Origin of the sequence: Allobosea sp. Leaf344, from assembly GCF_001426225.1 — a bacterium.
Classification (GTDB): domain Bacteria; phylum Pseudomonadota; class Alphaproteobacteria; order Rhizobiales; family Beijerinckiaceae; genus Allobosea.
Map to the genome: position 1 here is coordinate 145,803 of NZ_LMRT01000013.1, position 25,105 is coordinate 170,907.

The 25,105-nt window shown below is 68.8% G+C and carries 26 protein-coding genes and 1 tRNA gene; 15 read left to right on the plus strand and 12 right to left on the minus strand.

The window, feature by feature from the left end; genetic code table 11:
* Positions 1-168 precede the first annotated feature (168 nt).
* Positions 169-576, plus strand: coding sequence for an OsmC family protein (locus tag ASG72_RS09335; protein WP_056712529.1), 408 nt, complete (start codon positions 169-171; stop codon positions 574-576).
* Between the two features lie 112 nt (positions 577-688).
* Here ASG72_RS09335 and ASG72_RS09340 read toward each other — a convergent pair.
* From ASG72_RS09340 to mnmA, 3 genes are all read right to left on the minus strand, one after another.
* A tRNA-Met gene (locus ASG72_RS09340) sits at positions 689-765 on the minus strand.
* Positions 766-866: 101 nt separating this feature from the next.
* The gene (locus ASG72_RS09345; protein WP_056711406.1) at positions 867-1,505 is read right to left on the minus strand and encodes a class I SAM-dependent methyltransferase; all 639 of its coding nucleotides are present in this window, start codon (positions 1,503-1,505) and stop codon (positions 867-869) included.
* Between the two features lie 21 nt (positions 1,506-1,526).
* The gene (gene mnmA / locus ASG72_RS09350; protein ID WP_056711409.1) at positions 1,527-2,711 is read right to left on the minus strand and encodes a tRNA 2-thiouridine(34) synthase MnmA; all 1,185 of its coding nucleotides are present in this window, start codon (positions 2,709-2,711) and stop codon (positions 1,527-1,529) included.
* A 241-nt stretch (positions 2,712-2,952) separates the two neighbouring features.
* On the opposite strand from mnmA, the gene ASG72_RS09355 reads away from it, so the two are divergent.
* The 8 genes from ASG72_RS09355 to ASG72_RS09390 all read left to right on the plus strand — a co-directional run bounded on the left by ASG72_RS09355 (position 2,953) and on the right by ASG72_RS09390 (position 11,124).
* A complete protein-coding gene (locus ASG72_RS09355; RefSeq protein ID WP_156395880.1) occupies positions 2,953-4,686 on the plus strand; it encodes a flagellar hook-length control protein FliK in 1,734 nt (577 codons plus the stop codon).
* 17 nt (positions 4,687-4,703) lie between these two features.
* Entirely contained in the window at positions 4,704-5,438 is a 735-nt protein-coding gene (locus ASG72_RS09360; RefSeq protein WP_082540236.1) for a flagellar hook assembly protein FlgD, read from the plus strand.
* A 101-nt stretch (positions 5,439-5,539) separates the two neighbouring features.
* Positions 5,540-5,815, plus strand: a complete 276-nt coding sequence (locus ASG72_RS09365) for a DUF1153 domain-containing protein (RefSeq protein ID WP_038359348.1) — start codon at positions 5,540-5,542, stop codon at positions 5,813-5,815.
* A gap of 184 nt (positions 5,816-5,999) precedes the next feature.
* Positions 6,000-7,676, plus strand: a complete 1,677-nt coding sequence (gene fliF, locus ASG72_RS09370) for a flagellar basal-body MS-ring/collar protein FliF (RefSeq protein WP_082540237.1) — start codon at positions 6,000-6,002, stop codon at positions 7,674-7,676.
* A gap of 94 nt (positions 7,677-7,770) precedes the next feature.
* Positions 7,771-8,760 (plus strand): flagellar motor switch protein FliG, encoded by a 990-nt coding sequence (fliG, locus tag ASG72_RS09375; RefSeq protein ID WP_056712534.1) that lies wholly within the window; start codon positions 7,771-7,773, stop codon positions 8,758-8,760.
* Complete coding sequence (locus ASG72_RS09380) at positions 8,760-9,371, plus strand: FliH/SctL family protein (protein WP_056711413.1); 612 nt, start codon at positions 8,760-8,762, stop codon at positions 9,369-9,371. Before fliG ends, ASG72_RS09380 begins: the two co-directional genes overlap by 1 nt.
* The gene (gene fliN / locus ASG72_RS09385) at positions 9,368-9,715 is read left to right on the plus strand and encodes a flagellar motor switch protein FliN (RefSeq protein WP_056711416.1); all 348 of its coding nucleotides are present in this window, start codon (positions 9,368-9,370) and stop codon (positions 9,713-9,715) included. Before ASG72_RS09380 ends, fliN begins: the two co-directional genes overlap by 4 nt.
* Before the next feature lie 44 nt (positions 9,716-9,759).
* Positions 9,760-11,124, plus strand: coding sequence for a sigma-54 dependent transcriptional regulator (locus ASG72_RS09390; protein ID WP_056711418.1), 1,365 nt, complete (start codon positions 9,760-9,762; stop codon positions 11,122-11,124).
* Positions 11,125-11,266: 142 nt separating this feature from the next.
* Here ASG72_RS09390 and ASG72_RS09395 read toward each other — a convergent pair whose 3' ends face one another.
* From ASG72_RS09395 to ASG72_RS09405, 3 genes are all read right to left on the minus strand, one after another.
* Entirely contained in the window at positions 11,267-11,596 is a 330-nt protein-coding gene (locus ASG72_RS09395) for a hypothetical protein (protein ID WP_056711420.1), read from the minus strand.
* Between the two features lie 82 nt (positions 11,597-11,678).
* The gene (locus tag ASG72_RS09400) at positions 11,679-13,178 is read right to left on the minus strand and encodes an MFS transporter (protein ID WP_244488757.1); all 1,500 of its coding nucleotides are present in this window, start codon (positions 13,176-13,178) and stop codon (positions 11,679-11,681) included.
* A gap of 83 nt (positions 13,179-13,261) precedes the next feature.
* Positions 13,262-13,579, minus strand: coding sequence for a hypothetical protein (locus ASG72_RS09405; protein ID WP_056711424.1), 318 nt, complete (start codon positions 13,577-13,579; stop codon positions 13,262-13,264).
* 219 nt (positions 13,580-13,798) lie between these two features.
* On the opposite strand from ASG72_RS09405, the gene flhA reads away from it, so the two are divergent.
* Positions 13,799-15,919, plus strand: coding sequence for a flagellar biosynthesis protein FlhA (gene flhA / locus ASG72_RS09410; RefSeq protein WP_056711426.1), 2,121 nt, complete (start codon positions 13,799-13,801; stop codon positions 15,917-15,919).
* Between the two features lie 28 nt (positions 15,920-15,947).
* Here flhA and ASG72_RS09415 read toward each other — a convergent pair whose 3' ends face one another.
* A complete protein-coding gene (locus ASG72_RS09415) occupies positions 15,948-16,508 on the minus strand; it encodes an XRE family transcriptional regulator (RefSeq protein WP_056711428.1) in 561 nt (186 codons plus the stop codon).
* Between the two features lie 42 nt (positions 16,509-16,550).
* Between ASG72_RS09415 and ASG72_RS09420 the strand changes: the two genes are divergently transcribed.
* Positions 16,551-17,036, plus strand: coding sequence for a GNAT family N-acetyltransferase (locus tag ASG72_RS09420; RefSeq protein ID WP_056711430.1), 486 nt, complete (start codon positions 16,551-16,553; stop codon positions 17,034-17,036).
* 5 nt (positions 17,037-17,041) lie between these two features.
* Positions 17,042-17,935 carry an EamA family transporter gene (locus tag ASG72_RS09425; RefSeq protein WP_244488775.1) on the plus strand — a complete coding sequence of 298 codons (894 nt, stop codon included), beginning with the start codon at positions 17,042-17,044 and terminating at the stop codon, positions 17,933-17,935.
* Between the two features lie 2 nt (positions 17,936-17,937).
* Here the strand turns inward: ASG72_RS09425 and ASG72_RS09430 are convergent, their stop codons facing one another.
* The 3 genes from ASG72_RS09430 to ASG72_RS09440 form a co-directional block, all read right to left on the minus strand.
* A complete protein-coding gene (locus tag ASG72_RS09430; protein WP_056711433.1) occupies positions 17,938-19,017 on the minus strand; it encodes a YbhN family protein in 1,080 nt (359 codons plus the stop codon).
* Positions 19,018-19,216: 199 nt separating this feature from the next.
* Positions 19,217-19,612, minus strand: coding sequence for a DUF305 domain-containing protein (locus ASG72_RS09435; RefSeq protein ID WP_056711434.1), 396 nt, complete (start codon positions 19,610-19,612; stop codon positions 19,217-19,219).
* Positions 19,613-19,684: 72 nt separating this feature from the next.
* Positions 19,685-20,092: a hypothetical protein gene (locus ASG72_RS09440; protein ID WP_056711436.1), complete on the minus strand. Its 408-nt coding sequence runs from the start codon at positions 20,090-20,092 to the stop codon at positions 19,685-19,687.
* A 66-nt stretch (positions 20,093-20,158) separates the two neighbouring features.
* On the opposite strand from ASG72_RS09440, the gene ASG72_RS09445 reads away from it, so the two are divergent.
* Positions 20,159-20,773 (plus strand): GNAT family N-acetyltransferase, encoded by a 615-nt coding sequence (locus ASG72_RS09445; protein WP_056711438.1) that lies wholly within the window; start codon positions 20,159-20,161, stop codon positions 20,771-20,773.
* A gap of 37 nt (positions 20,774-20,810) precedes the next feature.
* On the opposite strand, the gene fliJ is transcribed toward ASG72_RS09445, so the two are convergent.
* A complete protein-coding gene (fliJ, locus tag ASG72_RS09450) occupies positions 20,811-21,221 on the minus strand; it encodes a flagellar export protein FliJ (protein WP_056711439.1) in 411 nt (136 codons plus the stop codon).
* A gap of 235 nt (positions 21,222-21,456) precedes the next feature.
* Here fliJ and ASG72_RS09455 point away from each other — a divergent pair, with 235 nt between their 5' ends.
* On the plus strand, positions 21,457-22,686 hold the full coding sequence (locus ASG72_RS09455) for an MFS transporter (protein WP_056711442.1): 1,230 nt from the start codon (positions 21,457-21,459) through the stop codon (positions 22,684-22,686).
* Here the strand turns inward: ASG72_RS09455 and fliI are convergent.
* A complete protein-coding gene (gene fliI / locus ASG72_RS09460; RefSeq protein ID WP_056711444.1) occupies positions 22,673-24,013 on the minus strand; it encodes a flagellar protein export ATPase FliI in 1,341 nt (446 codons plus the stop codon). The two genes, ASG72_RS09455 and fliI, sit on opposite strands and share 14 nt — an antisense overlap.
* Before the next feature lie 342 nt (positions 24,014-24,355).
* Here fliI and ASG72_RS09465 point away from each other — a divergent pair, with 342 nt between their 5' ends.
* Positions 24,356-25,057 carry a response regulator transcription factor CtrA gene (locus ASG72_RS09465; RefSeq protein ID WP_056711445.1) on the plus strand — a complete coding sequence of 234 codons (702 nt, stop codon included), beginning with the start codon at positions 24,356-24,358 and terminating at the stop codon, positions 25,055-25,057.
* The last annotated feature ends 48 nt before the right edge of the window (positions 25,058-25,105 follow it).

Here is a 25,105-nt window from a genome sequence, read left to right on the forward strand (position 1 = left end):
TGGCGTTCCTCGCGATGAGCGGAGAACGCGGCGCGACCGCCGGCGTTCCTGCGGAGGAGTCGGCAGGCGCGCATGGGAGCGGCAGGCGCCCGGCCTCGCGGCTGCGCCTTCTCACATCGCTCCTCACGTGACACCATGCCGGTCATCCCGACGACAACAGGTGCGATGATGAGTCTCGTCTCCGTCGAGTTGAGGAACATCCCGGGCACGCAGGCCGCTCTCGGCTGGGCCGGCGGGCATACGCTGGTGGTCGACCGGCCAGAGGGGAAAGCCGGCGGAATGGGGCTCGGCTTCAACGGGGCGCAGATGCTCGCCCTCGCGCTCGGCGGCTGTTTCTGCAACGACCTGCGCTATGTCGCGGAGACGATGGGCGTCAGCCTCGGCAGCATCGAGGTCTCCGTCTCGCTGACCCTGGCAGGCGAGCCGATGGTGGCGTCTGACGCAACGATGACGGTGCGCTGCGAGACGCGCGACGGCTCGGATCCGGCTCCGATCATCGCCCGGGCGAGCGAGGGCTGCATGGTCGGCAATTCCCTGCGCCGAGGCTTGCCCGTCGCCATCATAGCGGCGGGGTGAGCGGGTGAGGCCTTGGCGGGCGATCTGCGGCCGAAAGTCGAGATGTGTGGCGAGGCGAGCGCGCTGATCGGCGCGCCACTCGCGGCGTCGGATCGCGATGTCGCTGTCGAAATGGTAGCGGGAGAGGGACTCGAACCCCCGACACGCGGATTATGATTCCGCTGCTCTAACCAGCTGAGCTACCCCGCCCCGGGGCCGGACAGGCCGGAGCCTGTTGCCGAGGGCGCGATATAGGAGGGTGAGGGTGGCGCCGTCAACCCTGTCGTCGGGCTAAATTGCGCCGGCGCGGATCAGCCGGCGGAGGCCGTCTTGCGCAGCCGCACCACCTTGAAGTAGCCGCCGCCGACATGGACGGTTTCATAGCGGCCGGTGCGCGCCGCCCAGCCGGTCAGGCGGCTGACCTTGAAGTCGGTGCTCCAGCCGACGGCCTTGGCCAGGGGCGCGAGCCCGGCCCAGAAGGGCGCGAGCAGCCCGCCATCGTCGACGAGCCGGCTCGATATCACGATCTCGCCGCCGGGCTTCAGGACCCGGTCCATCTCGGCCAGCGCCTGCTCGGGATCGGGGACCAGCGTGATGACGAATTGCGCCGTCACCGCGTCAAAACGCTCGGCCTGGAAACCGAGGCGGCAGGCATCCATCACCATCAGCCCGCGGACATGGTCGAGATGCTGCTCGGCGACCTTGCGGTTGGCGACCTTCAGCATGTCGAGCGAGAGATCGGCGCCATAGACCCGGGATTCCCGGGTGAAATAGGGCAGGGTCAGCCCGGTGCCGACGCCGATCTCGAGGATGTCGGGCCCGCAGGCGCAGGCCGCCGCCACGGCCTCGCGCTGCGGCCGCGCCAGCATGCGCTGATAGACCTTGTCGTAGAATTTCGCCCAGGTCGCGTAGACGCGCTTCTGGCCTTCGAGATCATAGGTGACGGGCATGGCGGGTCTCGGGGGGAGCGGTCAGGAGCAGGCGAGGGCGGGGGTGGCGTCGCGCGGCGAGGCGGCGAGCTGCGGGCGCATGATGACGCCGCCGCCGAGGACGCGCGCGCCCGGCCCGGAATCGGCGTAGATCACGCAGGCCTGGCCCGGCGACACGCCCTCCTCGTCGGTGGCGAGGGTGATGCAGGCGCCCTGCGCATCGACGCTCAGCCGGGCCTCGCGCGGCTCGCGCGTCGAGCGCACCCGCACCGCCACCTCCAGCCCCTCGGGCGGCAGCGCGTCCAGCGCCGTCTCGCCCAGCCAGTTCAGGTCGCGCAGCCGGATCCGGCGGACGCCCAGCGCCTCGCGCGGGCCGACGACGACGCGGGCGGCCTCGGCATCGAGCCGCAGCACATAGAGCGGCTCGGCGGTGCTGATCCCCAGCCCCTTGCGCTGGCCGACGGTGTAGCGCAGCACGCCGTCATGCCGGCCCAGCACGCGGCCGTCGAGATGGACGATCTCGCCGGGGCGGGAGGCGCCGGGCTTCAGCCGCTCGATCACATCCGCATAGCGGCCATTGGGCACGAAGCAGATATCCTGGCTGTCGGGCTTGTCGGCGATGGCGAGGCCGAGCTCCGCGGCGAGCTGGCGTGTCCGCGCCTTGTCGAGATGGCCCAGCGGGAAGCGCAGCAGGTCGAGCTGGGCCTGCGTCGTGGCGTAGAGGAAATAGCTCTGGTCGCGGCTGGCATCGGCGGCGCGGAAGAGGCCGCGATGGCCGTCGCCGAGGTCGCGGCTGACGACGTAATGCCCCGTGGCCAGCGCATCGGCGCCGAGTTCGCGGGCGAGGTCGAGCAGATCGCGGAATTTGACCGTGCGATTGCAGTCGACGCAGGGGATCGGGGTTTCGCCGGCGAGATAGCTCTCGGCGAAACGCTCGATGACCGCGTCCCTGAAGCGGCTCTCATAGTCCAGCACGTAATGGGGGATGCCGATCGCCTCGGCGACGCGGCGGGCGTCATGGATGTCCTGCCCGGCGCAGCAGGAGCCGGCGCGATGCACGGCCGCGCCGTGGTCGTAGAGCTGCAGGGTCACGCCGATGACCTCATAGCCCTCGCGCTTCAGCAAAGCCGCGACCACGGAGGAATCGACACCGCCCGACATCGCGGCGACCACGCGTGTCGCCTGCCTGGGTTTGGCGATGTCCAGCGAATTGAGAGGCGCGGTCATGCGGCGAACTCGTCCTGATCGCGCGCGAGCGCGGCTGGCGGGCTCTATAGCGGTTTTGCGGCGAGGCTGCCAGCCGCTCGGCAAATCCTGCCGGGCGGCGGGATCGCGCAGCGCAATTCTGCCGTCTCCCGAGGCGCACCCTCCGGGGTAAGCTACTGGAATCATGGGATGGAGGGGTTGGCGTGGGTCTTGCTGCCGCGATGCCTGGACGCGTTCTTGTCCGAGTGCTGGATTTTTCCCGATGTCGGTTCAATCGCCTTTCCTGCCAGCTGCCGCCTTCGATCGCCCGGTGCCGCGTCCCTTGCGGCCCGAGACCGATCGGCGTGCGCCCGCGCCCGAATTCGCTCTGCCGGCGGCCGAACGTGCCGATGCCGAACCGCCGGCGCGGCCGGCCCGGGACGAGGCTCGCGACCCGCGCCGCGCGGCACCGGGCGAGCGGCGCGATCTGGCCCAGGCCGAACGCATCGAGCGCCGGGAAGAGGCCGATGGCCCGGCGCGGGGCCGGTCCGACGACAGGCCGGAGGGCGCGACCCCACGCAACGAGGCCGCCGAAGCCGGGCGCGCGCCATCCGAACCTGGCAGGCCCGACCACGCGTCGCCAGCGGCCGACGCCTCGGAAGCCCGCCGCGAGGCGGCCGCGGCCGAAAGGCAAGCTGCCAAAGCCGAGCGGCAGGCCGCCAAAGCCGAGGCGCCACCGGCCGGCGGCGCCGCCGTAGTGCAGAACGGTGCCGGGCCATCCGCCGCGGTCCAGGTCGCTGCGGCCAAGGCGGCGGAGCTCGCGCTGGCGGCGGCACCGCAGACCAATATCACAGATACGCAAGGGGCCGGAGCGCCCGCCGCGGCGCAGCAGCTGTCGGTCGCGGTGCAGCTCGCCGCGGGCGAGGGCGGCACGCTCGAGGCCGGCGCCAGCCAGGATGAGCCGGGCGCCGATGCGCCGGCCGCCACCGACACAGAGGGCAGCACCGGCGAGCCCGCGCAGCCAGCCACGAGCCTGCCGGCCGAGGCCGCCCCGGCCGCCCCGGCCGCTGCCGCGGGCCCCGGCCAAGGCGGCACGGATCAGCCGGTGGTCGCAACGGGCGATGGCGCCGTGCTGCTGCCCGCACCCGCACCGGCGACGAGCGGGGCGACGGAGGCACAAGCCGGTGGCGAGGCCGCGACCGGTGCGATCGGAACGCCGGGCCAGGGCAAGGGCGCCGCCAGGGGCCAGGACCAGGCAAAGGCGGTCTCGGTCGCCCATGCGGCGCGCGAGCAGCTCGCGCAGGCCCCGGAAGGCACCGAAGAGGTGCCGTTCGGCGCCGTAGTCTCGGCGCTGGCCAAGAGCCGCGAGGCGCCCGCCGAGGGCGCTCAGCCCGGCCCGGCGGGGGCAGCCGGCAAGGGCGAGGCGAAGCCCGCGGAGCCGGTCTCGGCGCCGCTGCAGCCGATCGATACGAGTTTCCTCTCGCAACTCCGCCAGACCAAGGCGGAGGGGCCTCTGTCAGCCCCGGCGGCAGCCGAGAGCGCGCCCGCGCCCGGTCAGGCCGGCGCCCAGGCCGCGGCATCGGGCCCGGCGACGCCGGTGCATGTCGTGCCGATCGAGATCGGCCTCAGGGCGCTGGCGGGCGGGCGGAAATTCGATATCAGGCTGGATCCGGCCGAGCTCGGGCGGGTCGACGTCAACCTCGAGATCTCCGATGCGGGCGAGGTCTCGGCCAAGCTCGTCGTCGACCGGGTGGAAACCCTGCAGCTGCTGCAGCGCGACGCGCGGACGCTGGAACGGGCGTTCGAACAGGCGGGGCTGAAGCCGAGCGATTCCGGCGTGACGATCACGCTGCGCGATCCCTCGGACCAGTCCGGTTTCCGCCAGCACCGCCATGAGGACGAGCCGCCGCGCCGCGGCCGCTCCGGCACGAATTCGATCGACGAGATCGCCGCCCCCGTCGAGGCAGGGGGCACGCGCCGCCTGGTCCGGCTCGGCGGCGTCGATCTCAGCATCTAGAGGCGAGGAGAACAGCCATGGCCATCGCCAATACCGGCTCGACGACGAACAGCACCGGGACCGCCACGACCGGCGCCGCGAACACGAATGCGGCGTCCAGCTCGGCGACGAACAAGACCGGCGGGTCGACCACGAACATCGCCGGCAAGAGTGCCATCGCCGGCAATTTCGACCAGTTCCTGACCCTGCTGACGACGCAGCTCAAGAACCAGAGCCCGCTCGATCCGCTCGACACCAACCAGTTCACCCAGCAGCTCGTGCAGTTCGCAGGCGTCGAGCAGCAGCTGAAGACCAATGAATCGCTGACCGCGCTGCTCAGCCTGGACAAGGTGACCGCCGCGACCAATGCGGTGAACTTCATCGGTACCACCATCACCGCCGATGGCGCGACCGCCGGGCTGAAGGACGGCAAGGCCGAGTGGCACGTCAACATGCCGCGCGCCGGCACCGCCACCGTCACCATCAAGAACGCCGCCGGCAGCGTGGTGAAGACGGCGACCGTCTCGCTCTCGGCCGGGGACCAGACCTATGCCTGGGACGGCACGACCTCGACCGGGACCAAGGCGGCGGAGGGGGCCTATACGATCTCGATCGACGCCAAGGACACCTCCGGCGCGGCGATGACCGCGAAGACCCAGGTCACCGGCGTGGTCGATTCCGTCGATTTCTCGGGCGAGACCCCGATCCTGAAGGTCGGCTCCGTCAATGTGCCGATCGTCAACCTGAAATCCGTGGTGCGTCCCAAGGGATGAGCCGGCGAATCAGGACAGCCCGCGCAATCGCTTTAGCTAAATCTTAAAACCGGGCCGATATGCTCACTTTCAGTAGCTCTGTTGAGTTGTGTGAGTGTACCATGACCGAGCCTTTGCGACCGCGGGTGAAGTATGTGATCGGTCCGGACGGAAGTCCGCTGACGATCGCCGATCTCCCGCCGATGAATACCCGCCGCTGGGTGATCCGGCGCAAGGCCGAAGTCGTCGCCGCCGTTCGCGGCGGGCTTCTCAGCCTGGAAGAGGCGTGCCAGCGCTACACGCTGACGGTCGACGAATTCCTGAGCTGGCAGATGTCGATCGACCAGCACGGCCTCGCCGGCCTGCGGACGACGCGGATCCAGCATTACCGCCAATAGACGGGCCGCATGCGGTCTCGAAGCAGGCGCCGGTCCCCCAGGGCCGGCGCTTTTTCACGTTTTACAGCCCTTATTCGCGCAATCTCGAATTCGTTAACCTGCCGCTAACCATGCACTGGGAAAAACTTGCCTAGTCGCCGCGCCCTTCGTGCGGAGGACCTGGCCTCGTGGGACGGATGACGGCGTGAACGGCATCGTCAATCAATTCTCGAAATTCGGAGCGGCACGCCTGGCGGCGATGCTGGGGGTGACGCTGGCGCTGGTCGGCTTCTTCGCCTTCGTCATGATCAAGATGTCCCAGCCGGCCATGGGCGTGCTGTTTTCCGACCTGTCCTCCAGCGATGTCAGCACGATCCTCAAGGATCTCGACACGCGCGGCGTGAAATACGAGCTGCGCGGCGACGGCCAGACCATCCTGGTCGACAAGACGGCGGTGCCGCGGCTGCGGCTCGACCTCGCCAGCAAGGGCATCCCGGCCGGGGGCGGGGTCGGCTACGAGATCTTCGACAAGGGCGACGCCTTCTCCTCGACCAGCTTCGTCCAGAACATCAACCATCTGCGGGCGCTGGAAGGCGAGCTCTCGCGCACCATCCGCTCGATCGGGCGGGTCCAGGCGGCCCGCGTCCATCTGGTGATCCCGGAGAAGCGTCTGTTCGAGCGCGACCGCGAGCCGCCGCGCGCCTCGATCGTGCTGAAGCTGGCGGGCGAGCTCGACGCGGCGCAGGTGCGCGCCGTGCGCCACCTCGTCGCCTCGGCGGTGGACGGGCTGAAGCCCGACCGCGTCTCGATCGTCGACGAGCGCGGCCGTCTGCTGGCGGATGGCGCCCAGGGCGAGCAGGGGCTGGCCGGTCTCGGCATCGAGGAACGCCAGACGGCGGTGGAAAAGCGCACCAAGCTGCAGATCGAGGACATCGTCGCGAGCATCGTCGGCCATGGCCGCGCCCGGGTGCAGGTCTCGGCGCTGATCGACGCCAACCGGGTCGAAAGCCGCTCGGAGACCTTCGACCCGGAGAGCCGTGTCGTCCGCTCCAGCCAGAACCGCACCGAGAACGCCACCACCAGCGAAGGCGGCGGAGCCGTCACGGTCGGCAACGAGCTGCCGGGCGCACAGCAGAACCAGGGCGGCCAGGCATCGCCGAAGGATGCCTCCTCGAAGAACGAGGAGGTGGTCAATTACGAGATCTCCCGCACCACCCGCACGGAGGTGCTGGAGGGCGGCCGGGTGAAGAAGCTCTCGGTCGCCGTGCTCGTCGACGGCTCCTACAGCCGCAACGGCAACGACATCGTCTACCAGCCGCGCCCGCCGGAGGAGCTGGAGCGGATCGCGCAGCTGGTGCGCACGGCGATCGGCTTCGACGAGGCGCGCGGCGACAAGGTCGAGGTGGTCAATCTGCGCTTCGCCGAAGCGCCGCCCGCCATCACCGAGCTGCCGGAACAGTCGCTGATGCAGCAGTTGATGGCCTTCACCAAGGAGGATCTGCTGCGCGGCGCCGAGCTCGTGGTCATCGCCCTGCTGACGCTGATGGTGCTGATGGTGGTGGTGCGGCCGCTGGTCAAGCAGATGCTGGCGCCGGAACCGGGCGCGCTGCGCCAGATCCCCTCCTTCGCCCGCAACGGCGCGCTGATCGTCGACGAGAGCGGGGCGCAGGACGAGCCCGGCGCCTTCGGCGCGGTGAGCGGCACCGGCGGGCCCGTCGGCATCCCGATGGAAGCGCCCTCGGAGCGGATGCTGGCGGTCGCCCAGATCAAGGGCCAGCTCAAGGCTCAATCCGTCGAGAAGATCGGCGCGCTCGTCTCTCAGAATCCGGCCGATACGGTCGCCGTGCTGCGCGGCTGGATTCACGAGAAGGCCGCGGCATGACGGGCAATTAGAGATGGCCGAACGTTCGCTCGCACCCCGCACCGGCAACAGGGACGACGCCGAAGGCTATGGCGGCGTCACCCTCGTCGACGAGATGAGCGGCCCGCAGCGCGCGGCCGTGATCCTGCTCGTCCTGGGCGAAGACCATGGCCGGCCGATCTGGCAGGAATTCGACGACGAAGAGATCCGCATCATCACGCGCGCCATGGCGGAGCTCGGCACGGTCGATGCCGACGAGGTCGAGCGGCTGATGCTCGATTTCGTCGGCAAGCTCTCCAGCGCCGGCGCCGTGACCGGCTCCTTCGACCGCACCATCTCGCTGCTGGAGAAGATCCTGCCGCAGGATCAGGTCGCGCTGATCATGGAGGAGATCCGCGGCCCGGCCGGCCGCAACATGTGGCAGAAGCTCGGCAATATCGACGCGGTGGTGCTGGCGAACTTCCTCAAGAACGAGTACCCGCAGACCATCGCCGTGATCCTCTCCAAGATCCGGGCGGACCACGCAGCCAATGTGCTGCGCAACCTGCCGAACGAGCTCTCGATCGACGTGGTCAGCCGCATGCTGCGGATGGAGGCGGTCCAGAAGGAGGCGCTGGACCACATCGAGAACACCTTGCGCACCGAATTCGTCTCGACCCTGACCCAGACGCGCCGGCGCGATCCGCACGAGATGATGGCGGAGATCTTCAACGGCTTCGACCGGCAGACCGAGATGCGCTTCCTCTCCGCGCTCGATGCCTCGAACCAGGATGCGGCGGCCCGGATCCGCGCGCTGATGTTCACCTTCGAGGACCTTTCCAAGCTCGATCCGGCGGGGCTGCAGACCCTGATGCGGCAGGTCGACAAGGACACGCTGGCGAGGGCGCTGAAGGGCGCGAACGAGGATATGCGCAAATTCTTCTACTCCGCCATGTCCACCCGTGCCGCCAAGACGATGCAGGACGACATCCAGAGCCTCGGCCCGCTGCGGCTGAAGGAGGTCGACGAGGCCCAGACCAAGATGGTCACGCTGACCAAGGAACTGGCCGACAAGGGCGAGATCATCCTGTCCAAGGGCAATTCCGAAGACGAGCTGGTGTATTGATGGCTGCGGCGACGAAATTCATGTTCGGGGCGGATTTCCGCGAAGGCGGCCGCCGGGCCGCCGGCGAGGCCGATGTCGCGGCGGCGCGGGCCGAAGGTTTTCGCGATGGCGAGATGCAGGGGCGCCAGCAGGCCGACGCCCAGCTCCTCGCGGTCGCCGGGCAGATCGCGAGGACCGCCGAATATCTGCTGGCGCAGGACGATGCGCGGGCGCTGGCGGTCGAGGAACAGGCGGCGCAGGTCGCGCTGGCCGCGGCGCGCGCGCTGGGCGGGGCGGCGTTGGCCGACAAGCCGATGGCCGATCTCGAGGCGGCGATCCGCGAATGCATGGTCCATGCCCGCCTCGCGGCGCATCTCGTGGTGCGGGTGCATGAGGGGGCGGTCGAGGCGGTCGAGGCGCTGCTCAAGCGCGTCGCGCTGCAGAGCGGCTATGCCGGACGGCTGATCGTCATCGGCGAGCCGGATATCGCGCCCGGAGACGGGCGCATCGAATGGGCCGATGGCGGCCTCGCCATCGACCGGCAGGCCCTGTCGCGGCAGGTCGAGCAGACGGTGGACCGCCTCTTCGGCCGCGGTGTCGCGGCGATGGCGAACGAGGATAGCGTGCGATGAGCGAGAACGACCTCAAGCTGCCGCCCCTCAACCAGGCGGATCTCTCCTTCGACAGCCAGGCGGGTTCGGTGGCGCAGTCAGGTCCGATCCCGGTGAAGACCGCGGAAGATCTGGAGCAGGTCTTCGACGTGCCCGTGACGGTCTCGGCCGTGCTCGGCTCGTCCCGGATCGCGATCGGGGACCTGCTGCAGATCGTGCCGGGCGCGGTGCTGGAGCTCGACCGCCGCGTCGGCGAGGCCATCGACATCTTCGTCAACGAGCGGCTGGTGGCGCGCGGCGAGGTCGTGGTGGTCGAGGAACGGCTCGGCGTCACCATGACGGAAATCATCAAGGCCGACCGGTGAGACCCGGCCGGCCCCCGACACTCTCTCGCGGAAAGGCTTGAGCCATGCGCCTCATCATCGTCGGCGGTCTCAAGGGACAGATCATCGCGGCGGCGAAGATCGCCATCGCCCATGGCGCGGCCGTCACCCATACGGAGAGCCTCGACCAGACGCTCGCGGTGCTGCGCGCGAAGGGCGCCGATCTCCTGATGATCGACGTCGCCCAGCCGATCGCGGCCTATGTCGCGGCGCTGGAGGCCGAGCGCATCCGCACGCCGATCGTCGCCTGCGGCACCTCGACCGATGCCCGCGCGGCTGTGGCCGCGATCCAGGCCGGCGCACGCGAATATGTCCCGCTGCCGCCCGATCCGGAGCTGATCGCGGCGGTCCTCGAGGCGGTGGCGGCCGACCAGTCCAGCCTGATCTGGCGCGATCCGGCGATGGAGCGCGTCGTGCAGCTCGCCGCCCAGATCGCGCGCTCCGACGCTCCCGTCCTGGTGACCGGCGAAAGCGGCACCGGCAAGGAGGTGATCGCCCGGCACCTGCACCAGAAATCCCTGCGCAAGGACAAGCCCTTCGTGGCGGTGAACTGCGCGGCGATTCCCGACAACCTGCTGGAATCCGAGCTGTTCGGCCATGAGAAGGGCGCCTTCACCGGCGCCATCGCCCGCCGCATCGGCAAGTTCGAGGAGGCCTCGGGCGGCACGCTGCTGCTCGACGAGATCAGCGAGATGGATGTCCGCCTGCAGGCCAAGCTGCTGCGCGCGCTGCAGGAGCGGATGATCGACCGCGTCGGCGGCTCGCAGCCGGTCAAGGTCGATCTGCGGATCATCGCGACCTCCAACCGCAATCTCGGCGAGGCGGTGCGGGAAGGCTCGTTCCGCGAGGATCTGTTCTACCGGCTGAACGTGGTGCATCTGCGCCTGCCGGCGCTGCGCGAGCGGCCCGCCGACATCCTGGCGCTGGCCGATCATTTCGCGAAGAAATACGCGGAGATCAACGGGCTGCCGCTGCGCCCCATCGCCGGGGACGCGCGCAAGCTGCTCCTGTCCAACGCCTGGCGCGGCAATGTGCGCGAGCTCGAGAACACGATCCACCGCGCCGTCCTGCTGGCGCAGGGGCCGGAAATCGGGGCCGCGGCGGTGCTGACGCCGGAAGGCGAGACGCTCGGACCGGCGGCCGGTCAGGATGCCGCCTCCCGCGCCGCGCAGACGGCGGAGGCGATGACGCGCTCGCTGGTCGGCCACACCGTGGCCGATGTCGAGCGCGAACTGATCCTCGACACGCTCGACCATGTGCTGGGCAACCGGACCCATGCCGCGAAGATCCTGGGCATCTCGATCCGCACCTTGCGCAACAAGCTGAGCGAATATGGCGCCGCCGGGATCGTGGTGGCCGAGCCCGGCCAGGCGCGAACCAGCTCGGCCTGAGTTTCCGCAGGCCGCGGCTGACACGGCGCGATGCCGGGGAGCCGGGTCGAGACCCGGCGCCGGCGGCTGCCGAGGCGGGGAGGCCTCAGCCCACCCGCCTCCGATACCTGTCAGGCGAGCGATTGAGCCCGCCCGGATTCCGTCACCAGCGGCGATAGCGCCGGTAGTAGCGCGGACGCGCATAGTAGCGCGGGCGGTAATAGTAGCGCGGCCGGTAGTAGCGGGGCCGATAATAGCGCGGCCGCACATAATAGCGGGGGCGTCGCCGGTAATAGTAATACTGGCTGTATTCGGCATCGGCCTCGTCCAGCCCCTGCGCCACGGCCTCGGAGACCTGTTCCTCGGGGGCGGCGGGCGCAGCCGCGGGCTCGGGTGCCGGCTGGGGCGTCGCGGCCTGGGCGGCTGCCATGCCGCCGAGGCTGGCGGCCGCCATGCCGCCAAACAGCGTGACCAGGAATGAGCGTCTGTCCATCGGGTTCCTCCGGGTTTGAAGCGTCGTACCTTTTCAACTTCGCAATTCGTTCAGCAGGCAGTGAACCTGGCAACCGAAATCTTCAAATCGCCTGATTCATTTTGCCCAGAACTTCGTCGGGCCGGCCCCGCAGCGGCGGGGGGTGGTCGTCGGGATGGGCCGCGTTGAGCGGCGTGGCGATGTCTTCGAGGCTGCGTCGCTCGGCCCGCACGGCATACAGCGCGGCGATCAGCGCCGCGCCGAGCATCAGCACGGCGCCGAAGAGATAGCCGCCGAACACGCTGGCGCGCGAGCCGGTGTCGATCAGCGCGCCGAACAGCCAGGGACCCGCGACGCCGCCGACCCCGGTCCCGATGGCGTAGAAGGCGGCGATGGCGAGCGCGCGCATCTCGATCGGGAAGGTCTCGCTGACGGTGAGATAGGCCGAGCTCGCGGCCGCCGAGGCGAAGAAGAACACCACGCTCCAGCAGGCGGTGAGCTGCGCGGCGCTGAGCCAATCCTGCCAGAACAGATAGCCCGTCCCGGTCAGCAGCAGGCCCGACATCGCATAGGTCGTGGCGATCATCGTGCGCCGGCCGAGCGTGTCGAACAGCCGGCCGAGGATCAGCGGTCCGAGGAAATTGCCGGCGGCGAAGGGCAGGATGAACCAGCCGATATTCTGCGAGGGCACGGCGTAGAAATCGGTGAGGATCAGCGCGTAGGTGAAGAAGATCGCGTTGTAGAAGAAAGCTTGCGACACCATCAGCGCGAGGCCGACCAGCGCGCGCGGGCGATGCCTGACGAAGAGAACATGCGCGATCTCGGCGAGCGGGGTCGCGCGGCGCGGCCGCAGATGGGTCAGCGGCAGGACCTCGTCGCGGCGGGTGACGACGCCGGCGCGGGCCTCGATGGCGGCGACGATGGTCTCCGCTTCCTGGGTGCGCCCATGCGAGATCAGCCAGCGCGGGCTCTCCGGGATCCATTGCCGCAACACCAGGATGATCAGGCCGAGCGCCGCGCCGAGGAAGAAGGCGACCCGCCAGCCGATCTCGGGGTCGATCCGGGCCGGGTCGAGCAGGATGATGGCGCCGACGGCACCCAGGGCCGCGCCGACCCAGAAGGAGCCGTTGATGACGAGGTCGACCCAGCCGCGGACGCGGGCGGGGACCAGCTCCTGGATGGTCGAGTTGATCGCCGTATATTCGCCGCCGATCCCCATGCCGGTGAAGAAGCGGAAGATGATGAAGCTCCAGAAGCTCCAGGAGAAGGCGGTGGCGGCCGTTGCCGCGAGATAGACGAAGAGCGTGATGGTGAAAAGCTTCTTGCGGCCGAGCCGGTCGGTCAGCCAGCCGAAGAACAGCGCTCCGAACACGGCTCCGGCGAGATAGGCCGCTCCCGCCATGCCGACTTCGCTGTTGGTGAAGCGCAGGACCGGGCTTTCCTTGAGCGCGCCGGAGACCGAGCCGGCCAGCGTCACCTCGAGCCCGTCGAGGATCCAGGTCACACCGAGCGCCACCACCACCAGCGTGTGGAAGGGCGACCAGGGCAGACGGTCCAGCCTGGCCGGGATGCTGGTGCTGATCACCGGTTCCTGCGGCATCATGCGCGGAGGCTCCATTATGGCTGCACGATCCCTCTCGATGTGAAACGGGCGGCGCCGGTGACGCCGCCCGCCTCGGGCTTGGATTAGCGGACGATCACGCGACGGCGCACGACGCGACGCGGGCGGCGGACGATGACGCGGCGGGTCACTACCGGTCCGCGGCGACGCACGACGACGCGACGCGTCACCACGGGCCGGCGCCGGCGCACGACGCGTTCGCGCACGACCACCTGGCTGAAATCGGCATCTGCCTGATCGAGCCCCGCCTTGACCGCGGGAGCGAGCTCGCCGGTCGCAGCGTCGAGAGAGGTGGCCGCCGCCTCACGGGCGATCGCGGCGCCTCCGAGACCCGTGGCGGCGATGCCGCCGAAAAGGCCGATGACGAAAGAGCGTCTGTTCATGCAGGAATGTCTCCAGAAATTCGGCCGATCGGCCGTTGATGGTCCCCCGCTGCGAGTGGGACGACCGAATGCGGCCGGAGAGCGGCCATTCGATAACAGTCCGTTCAGACAAAGGTTCCGAGCCGGCTCTTTCGCCGAATCTTAACCAGTCGTTCACCATGCACCCGGCAAGAATTGCCGGGTTCCGCACGCTGCGGGACGCGAGAGGGCTGACGGTCCATGACCGATGTGACGGCAGGCGCGGGTGGGTTGAAGCTGCCGGGCGGGAGCGGCCTGGGCGGGCTGTTCAACCGACCGGACCTGTTCCTCGCGATCGGCGTGATGGGCATCCTCGTGGTGCTCATCTTCCCGCTGCCCGGGTTCCTGCTCGACATCCTGCTGGCGGTCTCGATCATCCTGTCGGTGCTGGTGCTGATGACGGCGCTGTTCATCGAGGAGCCGCTGGAATTCTCGGCCTTCCCGACGGTGCTGCTGATCGTCACCATGCTGCGGCTGGCGCTCAACCTCGCCTCGACCCGCCTGATCCTGGCGCATGGCCATGAGGGCAGCGCCGCCGCCGGCCATGTCATCGAGGCCTTCGGCAATTTCGTGATGGGCGGCAATTTCGTGATCGGGGTGATCGTCTTCACCATCCTGATCATCGTCAATTTCGTCGTCATCACCAAGGGCTCGGGCCGCATCGCCGAGGTGGCGGCCCGCTTCGCGCTCGATGCGATGCCCGGCAAGCAGATGGCGATCGACGCCGATCTGTCGGCCGGGCTGATCGACCAGGATGTCGCCAAGGTGCGCCGCAAGGCGCTGGAGGACGAAGCCAATTTCTTCGGCTCGATGGACGGCGCCTCGAAATTCGTGCGCGGCGACGCCATTGCCGGCCTGCTGATCACCTTCATCAACGTGCTCGGCGGCATCATCATCGGCGTCGCCCAGCAGGGCATGAGCTTCGGCGATGCGGCCCGCAACTACACCCAGCTGACCGTCGGCGACGGTCTCGTCAGCCAGATCCCGGCGCTGATCGTGTCGACGGCCGCCGGCCTGCTGGTCTCGAAATCCGGCGTGCGCGGCGCGGCCGACAAGGCGCTCGGCAAGCAGCTCTCCGGCTATCCCAAGGCGCTCGGCATGTCCGCCGCGGTGATGCTGCTGATCGCGATCCTGCCCGGCATCCCGATGCTGCCTTTCCTCGCCCTGGCGGGCGGTGCGGGCTGGCTCGCGCATTATTTCGGCAAGATCGCCAAGGCCGACGAGGTCAAGCTGGCGGCCGCCGCGCAGGAGGCGTCCCCGCTCGCCGCCGACGGGACGCCGAAGGAAGAGACGCTGAACGATCTGCTGAAGCTCGACGAGCTGAAGATCGAGATCGGCTACGGGCTGCTGCCGCTGGTCAACGCCCAGCAGGGGCAGGACCGGTTGACAGACCAGGTCAAGGCGCTGCGCCGGCAGCTGGCGGCGGAGCTCGGCTTCGTCATGCCGGCGGTGCGCATCGTCGACAACGTCCAGCTCGAGGCCAACCACTACTACATCAAGATCAAGGAGATCGATGCCGGGCAGGGGCTGGTCTATGTCGGCCAGTACATGGCGATGGATCCGATGGGCGGCAGCGTGAACCTGCCCGGCCACAATGTGCTCGAGCCGACCTTCGGCCTGCCCGCGACCTGGATCGACGCCGCCCTGCAGGACGAGGCGCAGCTGCGCGGCTACACGGTCGTCGACGCCGCCACCGTGATCTCGACGCATCTCACCGAGGTGCTGAAATCCAACATGCCGGAGCTGCTCTCGCATGGCGAGGTGCAGAAGCTGCTGCGCGAGCTGCCGAAGGACCATGCCGATCTGGTGAAGGAGATCGTGCCTTCGCAGATCTCGACCACCGGAATCCAGCGCGTGCTGCAGCTGCTGCTCTCCGAGCGGATCTCGATCCGCGATCTCGGCACGATCATCGAGGGCATCGCCGAGGTGGCGGGCGGGCTGAAGAACCCGCGCGAGATCGCCGAGCATGTCCGCAGCCGGCTCGCCCGTCAGATCTGCGCGCAATTCTCGAACGGGCAGGGGAGCCTCGCGATCATCACCCTGTCGCCGGCCTGGGAAGGGGTGTTCGCGGAATCGATCATCGGCCAGGGCGAGGATCGCCACCTCGCCATGCAGCCCTCCCGCCTGCAGGAATTCGTGCATCAGGTGCGCAACCGCTTCGAGGATGCGGCGCGCATGGGCGAGATGCCGGCGCTGGTGACCTCCGCACTGGTCAGGCCCTTCGCCCGGCAGATCATCGAGCGGTTCCGGCGCGAGACCCCGGTGATCTCCCAGGCCGAGATCCATCCGCGGGTGCGGCTGAAGACGGTCGGCACGGTCTAGGACGGCGCTCCGCAGGCGCTGCCGCGGGTCAGCGCTTGACCACCACGACGACGTAGCGCGCCGGCTCTGGGCCCGGATTATGGAAGGCGCAATCGGCCGGCGGGCCGAGCTCCAGGCAATCTCCCGGCAGCAGCCGCACCGTCTCGCCGCCCTCGGTGAAATCGAGCACGCCCTGCTGCAGCCAGATCTGCTGGCGGATGAAGGCATAGGCGCTGGCGGGATAGGCGACGCGCGCCCCGGCCGGCAGCTCCGATTCGACCAGCTCGATCCCGGATTCGCCCGCCGGCGAGATGGCGCGGCGCCTGAAGCCCGTTTGGGGGTCGCGCCAGACCGGCTGCTGCTCCGCGCGGCGCAGGCGCTCGCTGGCAGCCTCTGCCCGCGCCAGCAGGCTCGACAGCGTCAGTCCGAACGCGCCGGAGAGCCGGCCGAGCAGCGATGCGGTGGGGCTGGCCTCGGCCCGCTCGATCTTGCTGATCATGGCGCGCGAGACGCCGGAGGCCGAAGCGAGATCGCTGAGGCTCCAGCCCCGCGCTTCGCGCTCGGTCCTTATGCGTTCCGCCAGCCTTGACGTCAGATCATCCACGATCATAGCGTATCGTCTTCTATAGTAGATATCGCGGAGCGCAAGGCGATGATCAGGCCGGCGGCGAAAGAGGATGTTCCGGCGATCCGGGAGATCTACAACCATGTCGTGGCGAGCTCGACCGCCGTCTTCAACGAGCAGCCGGTGTCGCTCGAGGACCGGCTCGACTGGTTCGCGGCGAGGCAGGCGGCGGGTTACCCGGTGCTCGTCGCCGAGATCGACGGCGAGGTGGCGGGCTATGCCAGCTATGGCAGCTTCCGCGCCGGCACCGGCTATCGTTTCACGGCCGAGCACAGCGTCCATATCCGCGCCGACAGGCAGGGGCAGGGGCTGGGCACCGCCCTGGTGACCGCGCTGTTTCCGCTGGCGCAGGCGCAGGGGCTGCATGCGCTCGTCGCCGGAATCGACGCCGGCAATCAAGGCTCGATCCGGCTGCATGAGCGCCTCGGCTTCGTCCAGACCGGGCTGATGCGCGAGGTCGGCCGCAAATTCGGTCGCTGGCTCGATCTCGCGCTGATGCAGCGCCTGCTGTGATCGCGATGCCCTCGCGCAATGGCGTGCTCTTCGCCTGCATGTGCCTTGTCTGGGGGCTGACCTTCCTGCCGGTGAAGATCGCCGCGGAGCATGTGCCGCCGATCTTCTTCGCCGCCGCCCGCTTCGTCCTCGCCGGGCCCCTGCTGCTGGCCTGGGCCGGACGGGACGCGCTGCGCGTGCCCGTGGAGGCGCGCGGGCGGCTGGTGGCCACGGCGATGCTGGTCAACACCGGCTGCTACAGCCTGGTGTTCTGGGGCACGGCCCATGCGCCGACGGGTCTGGCGGCGATCGTCAATCTGGCCTCGATCCCGATCTGGTCGCTGCTGGCGAGCCGGCTGATCGAGGGCACGCGCATCACCCGGCGCCAGGTCGCGGCGGTGGGCCTCGGCTTCGTCGGCCTGTGCTTCTTGTTCTGGACGCGCGCGGCCGGCGGGCTCGGGAGCGCCCAGCGCGACCCGCTCGAATTATGGGGGCTGGCCGCCGTCGCCCTGGGGACGCTGTCCTATTGCACCGGCGCGGTGCTGACCCGCAAAATCGCGCCGGCGATCCCGACGCTGACCTTGGCCGGCTGGCAATCGACGATCGGCGCGGTCGGCCTGGTCGCGCTCTCCCTGGCGATCGAGCCGGTCACGGCCGGGCATCTCGACGCGCTGGCCGCCTGGCCGACGGCGCAGGCGCTCGGCTTCATCATCGTCGCCGGCTCGCTGATCGGCTTCACGATCTATCTCAGGCTGCTGCGCGACTGGGGGGCGTTCTATGCCGGGCTCTATGCCTTCATCAGCCCGGTCATAGCGGTCGCGGCCGGGATGGCGGTGCTGGGCGAACCCTTCGGCGCGGCTGAAGCGCTGGGCGCGCTGCTGATGTTCGCCGCAGCCGGCATCGCGCTCTCCCAGCGCTGACCTCAGACGATCGGCGGATCGAGCGTGCGGGCCTTGGCGTCGGCCTGAGCGACGGCAGCGGCGAGCTTGGTCTTGCGCAATTGCGCCCGCTCGAAGGCGAGCACCACCGGCAGGGAGACGACCAGCGGGATGATCAGGTAATACATCCGCCAGACCAGCAGCGCGGCGAAGACCGCCGGCGCCGGGATCTGCGGCATCACCGCCAGGAACACGGCCTCCATCACGCCGACGCCGCCCGGGACCTGGCTCAGCAGCCCGGCCGAGAAGGACAGCAGGAAGGCCCCGAGCACGATCATGAAGCCGGGATTGCCCTGCTCGGGCAGCGCGAAATAGATGATCCCGGCGGCGCCCGCGAGTTCGAGCGGCGCGGCGAGATATTGCCGGGCGACGATCGGCAGGCGCGGATAGATCAGCTCGAACTTGCCGACGCGCAGCGGCCTGAACTTCAGCCAGGAGCCGATGGTGTAGAGCGCGACGAAGGCGAGCATACCGACGCCGATCCACCAGGCGGCGCCGTCGCCGATGGCGAAATGCCGCGACAGCCGCGTCAGCGGCCGCAGGATCTCCGGCTCGTAGAGCAGGACGAGGCCCATCAGCAGGATCGTCCCGAAGGCGAAGGTATAGGAGCAGAGCGCGATCAGCACCGCCACCTCGGCCGCGGTCAGGCCTTTGGCGGTGTAGGCGCGGAACCGCACCATGCCCCCGGAAAACACCGAGGCGCCGATATTATGCGACAGGGCATAGGTGACGAAGGAGCAGACGGAGACGTAGAGCCAGGAAATCCCCTTCTCGCGGCCGAGATGGATCAGCGCAATCCGGTCGTACCAGGCGAGAGCGGCATAGGCGACGAGGGTCGCCAGACCGGCGTGGAGAAAGGCGTCGGGCGGGATGACCGCGATCTTCTGGCCGATGCGGCTGGCGACGACGACGATGTTGTCCCAGAGCCCGCCCTGTTCGAGCCGCGCCAGGATGGCGGCATCCGTGCCGGCCTCGGTCTTCAGCTTGTCCCAGAGCAGATCGACGGACCAGATCACCGCGACGAGCCCGATCAGCGGCCAGAGATAATCCAGATACCGCTTCATCGGAGGACGCAGGGCGCGAGCGGTGCCGGCGGGCGGCAGGTCATGATCGTCAGCACTGATATTACCTTGCGTCTGCCCCCGCGGCCTCGCTTCGACTGACGCTACGCCGCTCGGCAACCTCTGTGCCAGCCGGCGCAGGCCAGGGCAAGCGCCCCCGAGAGCGCCCGCCCTGGCCGATGCGGCTCCAGGCGGCGTCCGGTCAGTGGCCCTTGGCCTTGAGCCAGTCGCGCATCATCGCGATTTCACGCTCCTGATCGGCGATGATGCTGTTCGCCAGCGTCTTCAGCTGCGGGTCCTTGCCGTGCTGGAGCACGACGCGGGCCATGTCGATCGCACCCTGATGATGGGGGATCATGCCCTTGACGAAGTCGACATCGGCATCGCCGGTCAGGGGGATGTCCATGTCCTTGTGCATCTTGGCGTTGACCTCGCGATAGGCGGCCGAGGACGGGGTCTCCGCCGGCTTGGCCGGTGCCGCGGCATGGCCGCCATGGCCGCCATGGCCGGCGTGACCGCCATGGCCCTGCTGGGCGAAGGCGGCGCCGCCGAAGGCGAGGGCGCCGAGCAGGGCGGGGATATAGAGCGCGTGCTTCATGATCGTTTCCAGTTCGGTCGGGGGCCGTCCCGGCGATGGGTGCCGGCCGGCCGTTGATGGGGATGGAGAGGGTCAGGCCAGGGAACGCGGGGGACGCTCGCCAGGCTCCGGGACGGTCTCGGCCGCCGCAGGATCCTGGCTGCCCGACAGCCGGGTCCAGAAGGCCGGCACCTGCGTCGGCGCGAGGCCCGACGGGATCGCCAGCAATGCGCAGCCGAGGCCGCAGCAGGCGGATGCGACCGGACCCTCGCGAGGATGGGTCGGCGCCTGCGTCTCGCCATGGCAGGGCGAAGCCGGCTCCGCTTCGGCATGCGTCACACCCGCGGGGGCTGCCGGCATGGCGGATAGTGTGGCATGCGGCAGCACGGTGCCCAGCATCACGACCAGCGCCAGGGCCAGCCGCAGCCAGCCCTGCCGGCGCCTCGCGGCGGCAGTTGACCTCGGGCCGGAGAATCGATCCATGATCGTGCTGAGCATCATCGCGATAGTGACGCCTGCATCATGTCAGCATCGCGGCCGCCTGCCCAGTCCTCGAGCCAGCCAGCCATGTCCGACAGCCTGACCATTTCGCTTTCCGGCACCACCGATCTGCCACCCGGCAAGATCGCCGCCATCGTCACCTCGCTGGAGATGACTGCGCGCCCTCCGGTCAAGGCGGATCCGCCGGGCACCGAGCTCCTGTCGCTCGAGCCGATCGGCCGGGACGATGTGGAGCGCTATCTCGCGATCTACCGGGGGCTGGGCGAGCGCTGGATGTGGTTCAGCCGCCTCGTCAAACCGGTCTCGGAGCTGCGCGCCATCCTCGCCGACCCGGCCGTGCTGGTCTTCGCCCTGCGGCATGAAGGGCGCGATGTCGGCCTGCTGGAGCTGGATTTCCGCGTGGCGGGCGAGGGCGAGCTCGCCTTCTTCGGGCTCGACGACAGCGTCATCGGCATGGGGGCGGGACGCTGGCTGATGAACCGGGCGCTGGAATTTGCCTGGGAGCGGCCGATCCAGCGCTTCTGGGTTCATACCTGCACGCTCGACCATCCCTCGGCGCCGGACTTCTACCGGCGCTCCGGCTTCACCGCCTTCAGGCGCAGCGTCGAAGTGGCGGATGATCCGCGGCTCGGCGGGCATCTGCCGCGCGACAGCGTGGCGCATCATCCGGTGATCGCCTGACGGCTCAGCTCCGCCGCGGGGGCGGAGCGGATCGGGGTCAGAGGCTCGGGCGGGCGCGCAAGCCGATCGAATCCATCATCGCCTGGTCGCGGGCGGCTTCGGCGGCGCGTTCGCTGGCGCGTTCGCGGTCGTCGAGGATCTCGACCTTCTTCATGTCCTCGAAGGCTTCCTGCAGCGCGGCCTTGGCCTCGTCGAGCTGGCCCTTCAGATTATCGGCGGACTGGATCAGGTTGTCGCGGCGGCCGAGCGCGGCCTTGGCATAGGTCGGATAGGCGAAATGGGCGGGGTCGGAGATGCCGGCGCGCGCTTCCTCGCTCTGGATCTCGCGATCGAGATCGGACGCCATCCGATGGAATTCGGCGATCATCATCTCAATCTGGCTCACGCGCCGACGTTTTTCGTCGACCTGAAAGCGCTTGAGACGCAGCAGGGTGTCTCGCGACTTCATTGTCAATTTAACTCCTGGTTACGCATTCGGCCGCGCATCGACCCCTCGACGCGCCGCCGGAACTCCGTCCGCGAGACAGACGCACAATGAAGCAAGGAGGTTGATTGAATCTTACTGCAATCCAGTGCTTTTTTGCATGATGCGGCCGCGTCGCGCGGGCTGCCTCGCCGGCGCAATCTGGGATAGTTCCAATCCGAACGAATTCTGAGGCGGTTCGATCCGCCGGGACGAACGCTTGGCCTCTCCCCCACCCAATTCCCCGCCGACCGGCTGGCGACCGCCGCTGCACGCGCCGCTGCTCACCGGCCTGGCGCTGACCCGCATCATCGGCTGGGGCACGACCTATTGGGCACCGTCGGTGCTGGTGTTCGACCTGCATCGCGAGATCGGGCTGAGCCCGGCGGTGGTCTTCGGCGGCGTCACCGTGCTGCTGGTGACCGGCGCGCTGATCGCCCCGGCGCTCGGACGGTATTTCGACATGCGCGGCACGCGCCGCGCGATGAGCGTGGGCGCGGTGATCTGCGCGCTCGGCCTCGCGGCGCTGGCGTCGTCGCAGGGGCCGATCAGCTATCTCGCCAGCTGGATCGTGATCGGCATCGGCCATGCCATGACGCTCGCCAATGTCGGCAACGTCACCATCGCGCAATTGATGGGGGACAAGACGCGCCGGGTCATCGGGCTGATGATGGTGGTCGGCGGCCTGTCCTCGACCGTGTTCTGGCCGGTGGCGACGGTGCTGACCGAAGGCTTCGGCTGGCGCATGGCGCTGCTGGCCTTCGCCGCCATGCATCTCTTCATCGTCCTGCCGATCCATCTCTGCATCCCGGCCTATCGCCAGGCGCCGGCGCCGAGCCGCGTGCCGGGCGCGCCGCCGCCCGTCGACGGCGGCCGCGTGCCGCAGGCGGACAGGCGCGCGGTGTTCTGGCTGGTGGCGCTGGTGTTCTCGGTCAGCGGCCTGGTGTCCTGGGGGCTGCCGCTGCACCTGATCAGCCTGCTGCAGAATGCCGGGCTCGACCAGCAGGCGGCGGTCGGCATCGCCTCGCTGGGCGGGCCGGCGGTGCTGGTCTCGCGCCTCACCGAACTCGCCATCGGCGACCGCGTCCGGGTCGAGAGCTTCATGCTGGCCGGGCTGATCTTCGGGCCGCTGGCCTGTCTGATCCTGGCGTTCGGGCCGGGGAGTTTCACGCTGGCCGTTGTCTTCGTGCTGATGTTCAACGCCGCTATGGGGGTGATCGCGGTGGCGCGGGCGACGCTGCCGCTGGTGCTGTTCGGGCGCCAGGGCTTCGGCGCCATGCTCGGGCGGCTGACCGTGCCGCAGAACCTCGCCTTCGCCATGGCGCCGCTGCTCTTCGCCTGGCTGATCGGCTGGCTCGGCGCGGCCGGGGCGCTGCTGGTGTCGGGCGCGCTGCAGGGCGTGGCGCTGGCGGCGATGCTGGTCCTGCTCGGACGGCTCAGGAACTCATGATCGCCTCGAGACGGGCATAGGTCTCGGGCAGCGAGGTCGCGTCGTCCTTGGCCTGTTTCAGGAAGGCTTCCAGCGCCGGGTTCAGCCTTATCGCCTCGTCCACCTCGGCCGAGGCGCCCTGGCGATAGGCGCCGAGCCGGATCAGCTCCTCCATATCGGCATAGGTGGCGAGCGTCGCGCGCGCCTTCTGCACCACCGGATAGAAGGCCGGGTCGCAGGAGCGCGGCATCGTGCGCGAGACGGATTTGAGGATGTTGACCGCGGGATAGCGCCCGCGCTCGGCGATGGAGCGCTCCATCACGATATGCCCGTCCAGAATGCCGCGCACCGCATCCGCCACCGGCTCGTCATGGTCGCCGCCATCGACCAGCACGGTGAAGAGCCCGGTGATCGCGCCTTCGCCGATGCCGGGGCCGGCGCGTTCCAGCAGGCGCGGCAGCTCGGCGAAGACCGTCGGCGTATAGCCCTTGGTGGTCGGCGGCTCGCCCGCGGCGAGGCCGATCTCGCGCATCGCCATGGCGAAACGCGTGACGGAATCCATCAGGCACATCACCTGCCGATCCCGGTCGCGGAAATATTCGGCGATGGTGAGCGTGGTCAGCGCCGCCTGCTTGCGCATCAGCGCCGGCTCGTCCGAGGTCGCGACGACGACGACGGAACGCGCCAGCCCGTCCGGGCCGAGATCGTCCTGCAGGAACTCCTGCACCTCGCGCCCCCGCTCGCCGACCAGGCCGATGACGTTGACGTCCGAGCGGGCATAGCGGGCCAGCATCGACAGGAGCACCGATTTGCCGACGCCCGACCCGGCGAAAATGCCCATGCGCTGGCCGATGCAACAGGTCAGGAAGGCGTTGAGAGCCCTGACGCCGAGATCGAGCGGCGGGCCGACGCGCCGCCGGGCATGGGCCGCGGGCGGATCGTTGCGGAAGGCGTAAAGCCTTTCGCCCTGGGGCAGAGGCGGGCCGCCATCGACCGGGCGGCCGAGCGCGTCGACGACGCGGCCGAGCCAGGCGTCGCAGGGCTTCAGCCCGGGCAGCGTCTTGTCGACATAGGCGGGGCAGCCGCGGCGAACGCCGTCGAGCCCGCCGAACGGCATCACCAGCGCCTTCTCGCCGGAAAAGCCGATGACCTCGCAGGGAACGCGCGTGCCGGTGGCGATTTCGATCAGCACCCGGCCGCCCAGGCTCATCGCGCCGATCGGGCCGGAAACCTCGACCAGAAGCCCCTTCACTGCCGTTACGCGACCATAGACCGTGATCCCGTCGAGTTCGCCGATGCGGGCGGCGAGCGTCGGGAGCCGATCGGTGAGGCGCGAGGGGGCTGTCATGAGGCGTCCGTCAACCTTTCGTTTACCTGTGTGATTAACACTGCGGATCGAGGCTGTGACATGCCACGGGGTGATTTGGCCCCCGGTTCAGGTCGCTGCCTCCGCGAAAGGGTGTTTCGCGGAAGAAAGCGCTACCGATCCGTGTCAAATTCGACTCACCTCGACAACGATCGTTCACTTTCTTTCACGAACCGCTTGCGCTCAGGAATCACGGTTTGTTAACCAATTCTCCGTAGCGTGTCGCGTGGCGTTTCATCGGGCAAGCACGTCGTCGTCGAGAGCCGCGGTGGTTCGGACGATAAGAGCGGATTGTTTGCCTCGGGGCGAAATTGGGGACGTGACATGCGGGTTCTGCTGATCGAAGACGATAGCGCAACCGCCCAAAGCATCGAGCTCATGCTCAAATCGGAGAGCTTCAACGTCTACACCACCGATCTCGGTGAAGAAGGCGTCGATCTCGGCAAGCTCTACGACTATGACATCATCCTGCTCGATCTGAACCTCCCCGACATGTCGGGCTACGAGGTCCTGCGGTCTCTGCGCGTCGCCAAGGTCAAGACGCCGATCCTGATCCTCTCCGGGCTCGCCGGCATCGAGGACAAGGTCAAGGGGCTGGGTTTCGGCGCGGATGATTATCTGACCAAGCCCTTCCACAAGGACGAGCTCGTCGCCCGCATCCATGCGATCGTGCGCCGCTCGAAGGGACATGCGCAGTCGGTGATCACGACGGGCGATCTCGTCGTCAATCTCGACACCAAGACGGTCGAGGTCGATGCCGCCCGGGTGCACCTGACCGGCAAGGAATACCAGATGCTGGAGCTGCTCTCGCTCCGCAAGGGCACCACCCTGACCAAGGAAATGTTCCTCAACCACCTCTATGGCGGGATGGACGAGCCCGAACTCAAGATCATCGACGTCTTCATCTGCAAGCTGCGCAAGAAGCTGGCCAACGCCTCCGACGGCAAGAACTACATCGAGACGGTGTGGGGCCGCGGCTATGTGCTGCGCGAGCCGAGCGACGTCGACGAGCGGATCCCCGCCTGAGCGGGAGCGTCACGGGCCTGTCATGGGGCGACGCTATAACGACATCTA